Source organism: Streptomyces sp. SX-6, assembly GCF_059089585.1.
The window spans coordinates 133,832-144,228 of record NZ_JBTHHU010000018.1 but is presented as its reverse complement, the minus strand read 5'-3'; the positions used below and the strand labels follow the sequence as shown (position 1 = coordinate 144,228).

Below are 10,397 nucleotides of genomic sequence, written 5' to 3'. Positions count from 1 at the left end.
TCATCCCACAAGGGGACGGGGTTGTTTTATAGTCTGGCGTTGACTTTTGGCACGCTGTTGAGTTCTCAAGGAACGAACGCTTCCTTTGTACTCACCCTCTCGGGCTTTCCTCCGGGCGCTTCCCTTCGTTGTTTCCAACCTTACCAGATCCGATTTCCGGCTCCGGCCCCCTGTTGGATCGGGGTTTCTTTCTTTTCCTTCGCGCCTTCCGGCGTGTCCACTACTTTAGCGGAATTCCTCGGCGGCTCCTAATCGAGCCAATCGAAGTCGAATTTCGGCACAGCGAAACAGACCCCGATCCGGGGATTTCCTCGTAGTGGTGGTTGCGCCGCCCATCGGTCCACGCCCATGGCGTTGCCCGTCTCCAGCGGCTTGGGCTACGTTAGGCCCTCGCCGCCGAAGAGTCAAGCACCGGCCGTGGCACCCTTCTTGCGCGGGTGTCGGGGCACATGGGCCCGGTACGGGCTGACCGTCGGTTCGCCGTCGGCCCAGAAGCGCCAGGGATGGGTGGCCCCCTCTCCGCCCACGCCCGTACGAGGACCGTTGCGGACCAGGTCGGCGGGGACGGGGGTGCCCTCGAGGACGATCAGCGGGGAGTCCGGACCGGCGCAGACGTCGGTGCCGTTGAGGGCGCGGTCGACGTCGAGGGCGGTGGCGAGGCGGGCGGGGCCCTGGGCCAGTTCCCGGTCCTTGCGCGCCTTGGGACGGCGCTCGCGTGCGAGGTCCGCGCCGCTGATCACCTCGCCGGCGCGCAGCAGACAGCCGCTCGCCGTGCCTTCGGGGCCGCAGACCAGATTGAGGCTGAACCACATCCCGTAAATGAAGTACACGTAGGCGTGCCCGGGCGGTCCGAACATCGCGGCGTTCCGCTCCGTACGCCCCCGGTAGGCGTGCGATCCCGGATCCAGCTCGCCCGCGTAGGCCTCGACCTCTGTGATGCGGAGCTCGATCGGCCCCTGGGGTGTGGTGCGGACCAGGGTGCGCCCCAGCAGTTCCGGGGCCACCTCCAGCACCGGTCGGTCGAAGAAGGCGCGGGCGAGCGGCATGCGATCAGGCGCGGTCATGCGGACCGAGCGTAATGGAGTGCCGTCTGCGTGGCAGGGACACCGTCATCAGGCGAGGAGCACCGCGAAGGGTGTGTCCTGGCCTGCCCAGTAGTCGACGGCGTCGGTGAGGATCTCCTCTGCCGTACGTGCCTCCTCCGGGGCGGTCTTGTGGAAGGTGTCCCAGTCCTCCGCCAGCAGCAGATAGCCACGGGGCTCGCCGTCCTTCCGCCACCACGACAGGTCCATGAGGCAGTCAGCGAGGGCGTCCCAGTTGTGGCCGAACCATCCGGGGAAGTCCAGGTCGGCGGCGCACCTGTCGAGGAAGGCGGCCTTGTCGCCGATGCCGTCGAGGAGGAGCCGGGCCGTGCGCCAGCCGGCGTCGGCGGCGAGGGCCGTGGCGTGAGCGGGCGTCTCGGTCAGGGGCAGCCGGTAGATCCCCGGCGCGACGGAGCCGTCGATGAGTCCGGCGACGCCAGGGGCGGGCAGTTGGCCGGTCATGGGTGCACCACCGCTTCGAAGGTCTTGTAGTGGTCGCTGGTGTAGTAGCGCTCGGAGTGGTTCCCGGTGATGATGCGGCGGGCGCCGCGGTTGCGGGCGTCGGGGGTGGGGACGGTGTACTCGTGGTAGTAGCCGCGGGACTGCTTGGGCAGGCGGTTTTCGTAGTTGCCGAAGACGATGCCGTCCCTGGAGTACGGGAACGGGCCGCCCTTGTCGATGAGTTCGAGGGTACGGCGGGCTTCGGCAGGGAGTTTGTCCGGTGTGACGGTCTTCATGCCCTTCGCCCATGACGGAACGCCACCGGACGTGCCGGACACGGGCGGTGCCGCGGTGCCGGCGGCCGTCGCGGTGGCCTTTCCGGACTTGCCGTGGCCGCCGCCGGAGGAGCAGGCGGGGAGCAGGAGCAGGGGCAGGGCAGCAAGGAGCACGGTCAGCGTGCGCATGGCACGGCTTGCCGGTCGTCGGAACACACTTCTCAGCACACCTCGTATGGTCGCAGCTCGCACTGACACCTCGTCGTTAGGCTGGCACCTCCATTTCGTCTCCGCGTTCAGGAGGTGTCTCTGTGTCCGACGCACAGAAGCTGCGGCCGCTCCCCCATGATTTCCACCCGCCCGTGCCCTCGTTCACCGTGGTGAGCGATGACGTGGCACCGGGCGAGCGGCTGAAGAGCGGTCAGGTGTACAGCGGCGGCAATGTCTCGCCCCAGCTGCGCTGGGAGGGCTTCCCCGCCGATACGAAGAGCTTCGCCGTCACCTGCTACGACCCGGACGCGCCGACCGGCAGCGGATTCTGGCACTGGGTGCTCTTCGACATCCCCGCGACCGTGACGGAGCTGCCGGCCGGTGCCGCGAGCGGTGACATGAAGGGGCTGCCCGAGGGCGCGGTGCACGTCCGCAACGACTACGGGACACGGGACTTCGGCGGCGCCGCCCCGCCCGCCGGGGACGGCCCGCACCGCTATGTGTTCACCGTGTACGCGGTGGACCGGGAGGTGCTCGGCCCCGACACGGACGCCTCGCCGGCCGTCGTGGGCTTCCACCTTCGCTTCCACGCCCTGGCACGCGCTCAGCTCATCGGTGTGTACGAGGCGCCCGCGGCGGGCTGAACTCCCCGTGCGCGCACGGAAAACGCGCGTACGGAAAATGCGTTGCGCCCTCTCGCCCGGCGTCGCACAGTGGTAGCCGGCCGACGGCTTCGACAGTGGCCGTCGGGCAGTGGACACCGCAGTGGCGGGGGCGGGAGGGCGTATTGCTCGCCCACCCGTCCGCCGGAGTCCGGAGCCGGCTCCGGGCGACCGCGTCCGCTGCCATACGCTCCGGGCCCACGTCACACGGGGGAAGGGCCCGGAGCGTTCCCCGTTTCCAGGTGAGCTCCGTGAACTCCGCGGGCTCCGTGAACTCCCGTCAGCGGAGCAGGAGTTCGACGATGGCCACCACACCCACCGCCACGATGACGGCGCGCATGGCCGTGGGCGGCAGACGGCGGGCGACCTTGGCGCCTATCTGACCGCCGAGCGTGGAGCCCGCGGCGACGAGCAGCACCGCACGCCAGTCGATGTGCGCGACGAAGAGGAAGAAGAGCGCGGCAACACCGTTGACCACGACGGCGAGGGCGTTCTTGACCGCGTTGATGCGCTGGAGATCGTCGTTGAGCAGGATGCCCATGAGGGAGAGGTACATGACCCCTTGGGCGGCGCCGAAGTAGCCGCCGTACGCGCTCGCGAGCAGCAGACCGGCCAGTAGGGCGAGGCCTCCGTCGGCGTGGGCGTCGGTGCCGTTGCGCTCGCGGCGGCGGGCCAGCGCCCTGGCGAGCCGGGGCTGGAGGACGACGAGCACCAGGGCCATCCCGATCAGCCAGGGCACGACGGTGGCGAAGGTCCTGGGCGGCAGCGCGAGCAGCAGGATCGCGCCGGCGAGGCCGCCGACCAGGGCGACGCCGCAGAAGCGGACGAGCCGGGCGCGCTGGCCGCGCAGTTCACGGCGGTAGCCGATGACGCCGCTGATGTTGCCGGTGACCAGTCCGAGTGTGTTGGACACATTGGCCGTGACCGGCGGCAGGCCGACGGCGAGCAGCACCGGGAAGGTGAACAGGGTGCCCGAGCCGACGATGACATTGATGGTGCCGGCGCCGATGCCGGCCGCGAAGACCGCGATTGCTTCCCAGATGGACAAGGCCATCTCCTCCGATCAGTACGGTGCCTCCCCGCCATGGAGGTCGAGGGGCCGCACTGATCATGCATGAGACCGATCCGGAAATCGATCACCGTGCGAAGAGAAAGTGCCTCAGAAGAGAGAGTGCCTCAATCGTCAGTCGATCGTGGGCTGTTCCCGGCGCGGGGTCTCCTTGGCGAGGCTCGCGCCGCCGCCCTTCGGGCCGAAGTTGCCGACGGCTCCGCTCAGGCCCTTGAGGGCGTCGCCGATCTCGCTGGGCACGATCCAGAGCTTGTTGGCGTCGCCCTCGGCGATCTTCGGAAGCATCTGGAGGTACTGGTACGAGAGCAGCTTCTCGTCCGGGTCGCCCGCGTGGATGGACTCGAAGACCGTACGGATCGCCTGGGCCTCGCCCTCGGCGCGGAGCGCGGCGGCCTTGGCCTCACCCTCGGCCCGCAGGATCGCGGACTGCTTCTCGCCCTCGGCCGTCAGGATCTGCGACTGGCGGATGCCCTCGGCCGTGAGGATCGCGGCGCGCTTGTCCCGGTCGGCGCGCATCTGCTTCTCCATCGAGTCCTGGATGGAGGTCGGCGGCTCGATCGCCTTGAGCTCGACGCGGTTGACGCGGATGCCCCACTTGCCGGTCGCCTCGTCGAGGACGCCGCGCAGGGCCGCGTTGATCTCCTCGCGGGAGGTGAGGGTCCGCTCGAGGTCCATGCCGCCGATGATGTTGCGCAGCGTGGTGACAGTGAGCTGCTCGATGGCCTGGATGAAGCTGGACACCTCATAGGTGGCGGCACGGGCGTCCGTCACCTGGTAGTAGATGACAGTGTCGATGTTGACGACCAGGTTGTCCTGGGTGATCACCGGCTGCGGCGGGAACGGCACGACCTGCTCGCGGAGGTCGATGCGGTTGCGGATCGAGTCGATGAAGGGGACGACGATGTTGAGGCCCGCGTTGAGTGTGCGGGTGTAACGGCCGAAACGCTCGACGATTGCCGCGCTGGCCTGGGGAATGACCTGCACCGTCTTCATGAGCGCGATGAAGACGAGCACCACCAGGATGATCAGGACGATGATGATCGCCATCGTGGCTCCTCGTGCCTTTGTCGTTGGTCGAGCGGGTTGAGTCTTTCAGAACCTGCGGTCCGGCGCAGGCGGCGGACCCGGATCCCTCACATCACCACCGCCGTCGCACCGTCGATGTCGACGACGTCGACCTGCTGCCCCACGTCGAACGTCCGCTCGCCGTCGAGGGAGCGCGCGGACCAGATCTCGCCCCCGAGCTTGATGCGGCCGCCGTGGCCGTCGACGCGCTCGAGGACGACGGCCTGTTTCCCCTTCAGCGCCTCCACGCCCGACCTCAGCACGGGGTGGCGCGACCGCTGCCGGTTGGCGATCGGCCGCACCACGGCGATGAGGGCGACGGAGACGACGGCGAACACGACGAACTGGGTCACGGTTCCGCCGCCCAGCCCCGAGGTGACAGCCGCGGCGACGGCGCCGACCGCGAGCATGCCGAACTCGGGCAGTGCGGTCACCACCAGCGGAATGCCCAGTCCGACAGCGGCCACGAGCCACCACGCCCAAGTGTTCACATGGTCATGGTAGGCGTGCGGGCCGTGTCACGGACAGGGCATCTCGCAGGCGTGGCAGATCAGGAGAGCGGCAGTCCGTGCGCCGTCCAGCGGTCCTTGCGGCGCTCCACCACCAGGGGCAGGCCGAAGCACTTGGACAGGTTCCGGGAGGTCAGCTCGAGCTCGATCGGACCCGCCGCCAGCACCTGACCCTGACGGATCATCAGCACGTGGGTGAAGCCGGGGGCGATCTCCTCGACATGGTGGGTGACCATGATCATCGAGGGCGCGAGCGGGTCCCGGGCGAGCCGGCCCAGGCGGCGTACGAGGTCCTCGCGGCCGCCCAGGTCGAGGCCCGCGGCGGGCTCGTCCAGCATCAGCAGCTCGGGGTCGGTCATCATCGCGCGGGCGATGAGCGTGCGCTTGCGCTCGCCCTCGGACAGCGTGCCGAACTTGCGGTCGAGGTACTCCGTCATGCCCAGCACGTCGAGGAAGGCGCGGGCGCGCTGCTCGTCGACGGCCTCGTAGTCCTCGTGCCAAGTGGCGGTCATGCCGTACGCGGCGGTGAGCACCGTCTGCAGCACCGTCTGGCTGCGCGGCAGCTTGTCGGCGAGCGCGATGCCGGCGATACCGATGCGCGGCCGCAGCTCGAAGACGTCGACCGCGCCGAGCTTCTCGCCCAGGATCTTCGCGGTGCCCTTGGTCGGGAAGAGGTAGCTGGAAGCGACATTGAGGAGGGTGGTCTTGCCCGCACCGTTGGGGCCGAGGATCACCCAGCGCTCGCCCTCCTTGACCGACCAGGAGACCTGGTCCACCAGAGCCCGGCCCTCGCGGACCACGGATACGTCCACCAGTTCCAGCACATCGCTCATGAGCGCCTTGTCTCCCATTGCAGTTCGTCGTCGCTGGCGCCTGTCGGCGCAGCCCCCAAGGAAAACCTACGCCACCGGTCGTCGATGCCAGTCCCTAGGCTGGGGGCCATGCTCGATGAACATCACTCAGGGCGGCTCTGCGCATGGGGAAATGCCGTACTTGCCGGATTTGCCGCGCCCGACGACGCGGTGCATCACATCACCGGAGATGACGCGGTGCACCGTGTCATCGGCATCCCGGGTGAACCCGGGCCGGTCGGACTCACGCTCGCACTGGGCAGGCTGCGCGCTCTCGGGGCCACCGGACTGCGTCTCGCCCTGCCGGCCCCCGGGCATCCGCTGGGGCTGAGCGGACCCCCGGAGTTCAACGCCCGCGCCCTGGAGGCCGGCGAGGCGGTGATCGCCTCGGGCGCCGGGCTGGGTCTGGTGCCGGAGGTGCACGAGGCGGGCCCCGCGGGCGATGTGCACGTGGAGGTCCTCTGGCACTGCATGGCCGTACGGGACGCGCCGCCCGCCGACGTTCCGTCGCTCTCCGAGGCGGAGCGCGAACTGGCGGAGGCGCTGCGCGAGGCGACCCAGACGCTGTCCCGGCTGGACGTGGCGGGCTCGGGCCCGGCGGCCCAGGCAGCCCTCGAGGCCTACCGGGCCCGGGCCGAGCAGGGGCGCGAGGTGCTCGCGCCGGGCTATCCGCCGCGCGCGGCACGGGTGTTGGAGCTGGCCCGGCGGGTGGGGGCGCTGATCTCGATCGCGTACGCGCCCGGGCACGAGGGGGGCCGGGAGCACGGGGCCGCGGTGAGCGCCTCGGAGATCGCGGCCCGGGCGGCGGCGCTGCGGCCCGTCGAGCGTACGGCCCGGCGGGCCCAGGTGGCCGCGTACAACGCGCTGGTGGAGGACCGGGAGCGGCGCCGGCACTGACGCACGCGGAAGGCCCCGCGGACCGAAGGGGTCCGCGGGGCCTTGCTTGCGGGGCGAGTGCCCGCCGCGGCCATTACTCGTGGTGGTGGTCACCCTCGTGGTGACGGCCACCCTCGAAGTGGCGCTCATAGTGGCGCTCGTAGTGCATCTCCTGGGGGTGGATCTCCGCGTTGACGCAGGTGTTGCCGGACGCCGCGTTGAGGAGCCCGACAATGTCGATGGAGTTGCCGCACAGGTTGATCGGGAGGTCGATCGGGATCTGGATGACGTCACCCGAGAGGATGCCGGGCGAGTGCGTCGCGACACCACGGGCCTGGGAGCCACCTCCGTCGGTGGCTGCGGCCGTTCCGACGGAGGCACCGACTGCCATACCTACGGAGGCCAGAACGAGAGCGACCTTCTGAGCAGAGTTCATGAGGGCGTCTTCCTTTGCTGGTGACTTGCGACCCCCGAGAACGGAGTCGCGCCCTGATGAACGCCACTGTCCGGTCGATGGCACGGCCATCAATGGCATTTGCCCTCATTCGGACGATTGATCCCCCACGGATGCCTGGAAGACCCCGCGGACGGAACGCCCGCGGGGTCTCGCCCTGTGTGTCGGCGGAGTGCGGTGGGGTCAGCGCTCGTACGCGTCCTCGTGCTCGTGCATGTTCTCAAGCTCGTGACGGCGCTCGTGGTGATGGTAGTCGCGAATCTCCGTGTGGCGCTCCGGCTCCGCGTTGATGCAGGTGTTGCCGAACGTCGGGTTGAGGAGCCCGACGATGTCGATGCTGTTGCCGCACAGGTTGATCGGGACATCGAGCGGGATCTGGATGATGTCACCCGAGAGAACGCCGGGCGAGCCCTTCGCAACAGCACGGGCCTGGGAGCCGCCTTCGTCGTGGGCTGCTGCGCTGCCGACGGAGGCGCCGAGGGTCACGCCCACTGAGGCCAGAATGAGGGCGACCTTCTGAGCAGGGTTCATGGGGGTCTTCCTTTGCTGGTGACTTGCGACCCAGACGACGGAGTCGCGCCCTGATGAACGCCACTGCGCGGTCGATGGCACGGCCATCAACGGCGTTTGCCCTCATTCGGACGATTGGTCCCCCACGGATGTCGGCCCCGCCGAAGCGGGGCCGACCGACCGGATGGCGCAGCGGTCCTTACTCGTTGACGCAGAGGTTGCCGTGCGCCGGGTTCAGCAGGCCGACCACGTTGATGGTGTTGCCGCAGACGTTCGCGTCCACGTCGACCGGGACCTGGACGACGTTGCCGGAGACGACACCGGGCGAGTCCTTGGCGATGCCCTCGGCGCCGTGCGCGGAGGCGACACCGGCACCGGCGAGGGCAAGACCGCCGACGGCGAGCGTGATGGCAGCGGCCTTCTTCATGTTCTTCACTTTTCTTCTGACCTTCCTGAAACGTTGCCACGGCCAGCCGCCGCGGTTACGCCATGGAGAACGGTCCACCGCCGGTCAGGTTTCTGGGTCATATGGCCAATCACACGACCGCATGAATTACTGATCGGAATGCGACGTTCCGCAACCGTGCGGCTCAGTCGCCCATCCCGTGCCGCACGGCCCACAGGGCCGCCTGGGTCCGGTCGGCGAGGTCGAGCTTCATCAGGATGTTGGAGACGTGGGTCTTGACGGTCTTCTCCGACAGCACCAGGGCGCGGGCGATCTCCCGGTTGGACCGGCCGTCCGCGATCAGGGCGAGCACCTCGCGCTCGCGCTCGGTGAGCGCGTTGCCCCGGCCCTGGCCGCCGCCCCCGTCTTCCTGCGACAGGAGGGCGCCGGCGACCTCGGGCTGGAGCAGTACGTGCCCGGCCGACACGGACCTGATGGCACCGGCGAGGGCATCGGGGTCCACGTCCTTGTAGACATAACCCGCGGCACCGGCCCGCAGGGCCGGAACCACGGTGCGCTGCTCGGTGAAGCTGGTGACGATCAGCACCCGGGCGGGGTTGTCCAGCGCCCGGAGCCTGCGCAGCGCCTCGATGCCGTCGGTGCCGGGCATCTTCACGTCCATGAGGATGACGTCGGGGCTCAGCTCCTCGGCCCGGGCGACGCCCTCGGCGCCGTCCCCGGCCTCGCCGACCACCTCGATGTCGTCCTGGACCTCGAGGAAGGTGCGCAGCCCCCGGCGGACCACCTGGTGGTCGTCCACCAGCAAAACCTTGATCACTCGTTCGTCAGCCACCGGGCACCTCCATCTCGATCGCCGTGCCCTTGCCGGGCTCCGACACAACGGTCAGCCTGCCGCCCACGCCGTTCGCGCGGTCCCTCATGGACACCAGCCCCAGGTGCCGCCCGGCCCGCCGGACGGCGGAGGGGTCGAAGCCCTGTCCGTCGTCGACGACCCGCAGCACGGCGCCCTGGCCCGCCCGGGTGAGGCTGACCTCGACGCCCTGCGCCCCGGAGTGGCGCAGGGCGTTGTGCAGGGCCTCCTGCGCGACTCTCAGCACCGCCTCCTCCTGGGAGGCGGGCAGGGCCCGCATGGCGTGGGCGGAGAAGGTGACGTGAGCGGAATGGGCGCGGTCGAGCACCTTGACCTGGGTACCCAGGGTGGCGACGAGCCCGTCCTCGTCCAGCGCGGCGGGCCGCAGTTCGACCACGGCGGCGCGCAGTTCGTCGGCGGCCTCGGCGGCGAGACGGGCGACCTCGTGCAGCTCGCCCTTGGCGCGGACCGGGTCGCGGTCGACCAGGGCCGTCGCGGCCTGGGCGGTGAGGCGCAGGGAGAACAGCTTCTGGGACACGGCGTCGTGCAGCTCGTGCGCGAGCCGGGCCCGCTCCCCCGCGATGGTCAGCTCGCGGCTGCGCTCGTAGAGGCGGGCGTTGGTGAGGGCGATGGCGGCGTGCTGGGCGAGGGTGGCGAGGAGTTCCTCGTCCTGGGCGGTGAACCCGCTGCAGGGCACGGTCTTGTTGGCGAGGAACAGCGCGCCGAGGATCTCGTCGCCGTCGGCCACCGGCATGCCGATGAAGTCGCACATCTCGGGGTGGGCCTTGGGCCAGCCCTCGAAGCGGGGGTCCTCGCGGACGTCGGCGAGGCGCTGCGGCGTGGCGTCCTCGAGCATCGCGGCGAGGATGCCGTGCTGACGGGGCAGCGGGCCGATGGCCTTCCACTCCTCCTCGCTGATGCCGTCGACGACGAACTGGGCGAAGCCGCCGTGGTCATCGGGGACGCCGAGTGCCGCGTATTCGGCGCCGAGGAGCTCACGCGCCGAGACGACGATCGTCTGGAGGACGTCGCGCACCTCGAGATGTCGGCTCATGGCGAGGATCGCGGTGCTCACGGCGGTCAGGCCGGAGCGTTGGCCAGTGCTCATGGCCTCACCGTACCGAGCGGCGGGCGTCC

At 69.7% G+C, this 10,397-nt stretch carries 14 protein-coding genes; 2 read left to right on the top strand and 12 right to left on the bottom strand.

The window, feature by feature from the left end:
- Nucleotides 1-404: 404 nt before the first annotated feature.
- Genes ACV530_RS22265 through ACV530_RS22255 form a run of 3 tightly spaced genes read right to left on the bottom strand, consistent with a single transcriptional unit; the run spans nucleotide 405 to nucleotide 1,987 of the window.
- Nucleotides 405-1,064, bottom strand: coding sequence for a DNA-3-methyladenine glycosylase (locus ACV530_RS22265; protein ID WP_494334345.1), 660 nt, complete (start codon nucleotides 1,062-1,064; stop codon nucleotides 405-407).
- A 48-nt stretch (nucleotides 1,065-1,112) separates the two neighbouring features.
- On the bottom strand, nucleotides 1,113-1,544 hold the full coding sequence (locus ACV530_RS22260; protein ID WP_494334344.1) for a barstar family protein: 432 nt from the start codon (nucleotides 1,542-1,544) through the stop codon (nucleotides 1,113-1,115).
- Entirely contained in the window at nucleotides 1,541-1,987 is a 447-nt protein-coding gene (locus ACV530_RS22255) for a guanyl-specific ribonuclease (protein ID WP_494334343.1), read from the bottom strand. Before ACV530_RS22255 ends, ACV530_RS22260 begins: the two co-directional genes overlap by 4 nt.
- A 122-nt stretch (nucleotides 1,988-2,109) precedes the next feature.
- On the opposite strand from ACV530_RS22255, the gene ACV530_RS22250 reads away from it, so the two are divergent.
- Nucleotides 2,110-2,652: a YbhB/YbcL family Raf kinase inhibitor-like protein gene (locus ACV530_RS22250; RefSeq protein WP_494334342.1), complete on the top strand. Its 543-nt coding sequence runs from the start codon at nucleotides 2,110-2,112 to the stop codon at nucleotides 2,650-2,652.
- Nucleotides 2,653-2,950: 298 nt separating this feature from the next.
- Here ACV530_RS22250 and ACV530_RS22245 read toward each other — a convergent pair whose 3' ends face one another.
- The 4 genes from ACV530_RS22245 to ACV530_RS22230 form a co-directional block, all read right to left on the bottom strand.
- The gene (locus ACV530_RS22245; protein ID WP_494334341.1) at nucleotides 2,951-3,718 is read right to left on the bottom strand and encodes a sulfite exporter TauE/SafE family protein; all 768 of its coding nucleotides are present in this window, start codon (nucleotides 3,716-3,718) and stop codon (nucleotides 2,951-2,953) included.
- Nucleotides 3,719-3,853: 135 nt separating this feature from the next.
- Nucleotides 3,854-4,786 carry an SPFH domain-containing protein gene (locus ACV530_RS22240; RefSeq protein ID WP_494334340.1) on the bottom strand — a complete coding sequence of 311 codons (933 nt, stop codon included), beginning with the start codon at nucleotides 4,784-4,786 and terminating at the stop codon, nucleotides 3,854-3,856.
- Between the two features lie 86 nt (nucleotides 4,787-4,872).
- A complete protein-coding gene (locus ACV530_RS22235; RefSeq protein WP_494334339.1) occupies nucleotides 4,873-5,295 on the bottom strand; it encodes an NfeD family protein in 423 nt (140 codons plus the stop codon).
- Nucleotides 5,296-5,354: 59 nt separating this feature from the next.
- Nucleotides 5,355-6,164, bottom strand: a complete 810-nt coding sequence (locus ACV530_RS22230; RefSeq protein ID WP_494334338.1) for an ABC transporter ATP-binding protein — start codon at nucleotides 6,162-6,164, stop codon at nucleotides 5,355-5,357.
- A 90-nt stretch (nucleotides 6,165-6,254) separates the two neighbouring features.
- Here ACV530_RS22230 and ACV530_RS22225 point away from each other — a divergent pair, with 90 nt between their 5' ends.
- Complete coding sequence (locus tag ACV530_RS22225; RefSeq protein WP_494334337.1) at nucleotides 6,255-7,061, top strand: Rv1486c family protein; 807 nt, start codon at nucleotides 6,255-6,257, stop codon at nucleotides 7,059-7,061.
- 73 nt (nucleotides 7,062-7,134) lie between these two features.
- On the opposite strand, the gene ACV530_RS22220 is transcribed toward ACV530_RS22225, so the two are convergent.
- From ACV530_RS22220 to ACV530_RS22200, 5 genes are all read right to left on the bottom strand, one after another.
- Nucleotides 7,135-7,476, bottom strand: a complete 342-nt coding sequence (locus ACV530_RS22220; protein ID WP_494334336.1) for a chaplin — start codon at nucleotides 7,474-7,476, stop codon at nucleotides 7,135-7,137.
- Nucleotides 7,477-7,677: 201 nt separating this feature from the next.
- Complete coding sequence (locus tag ACV530_RS22215; protein WP_494334335.1) at nucleotides 7,678-8,025, bottom strand: chaplin; 348 nt, start codon at nucleotides 8,023-8,025, stop codon at nucleotides 7,678-7,680.
- Between the two features lie 178 nt (nucleotides 8,026-8,203).
- Nucleotides 8,204-8,440, bottom strand: a complete 237-nt coding sequence (locus ACV530_RS22210) for a chaplin (protein ID WP_494334334.1) — start codon at nucleotides 8,438-8,440, stop codon at nucleotides 8,204-8,206.
- A 154-nt stretch (nucleotides 8,441-8,594) separates the two neighbouring features.
- Nucleotides 8,595-9,242 (bottom strand): response regulator, encoded by a 648-nt coding sequence (locus tag ACV530_RS22205; RefSeq protein ID WP_494334333.1) that lies wholly within the window; start codon nucleotides 9,240-9,242, stop codon nucleotides 8,595-8,597.
- On the bottom strand, nucleotides 9,235-10,368 hold the full coding sequence (locus tag ACV530_RS22200) for a GAF domain-containing sensor histidine kinase (RefSeq protein WP_494334332.1): 1,134 nt from the start codon (nucleotides 10,366-10,368) through the stop codon (nucleotides 9,235-9,237). Before ACV530_RS22200 ends, ACV530_RS22205 begins: the two co-directional genes overlap by 8 nt.
- Between the last annotated feature and the right edge of the window lie 29 nt (nucleotides 10,369-10,397).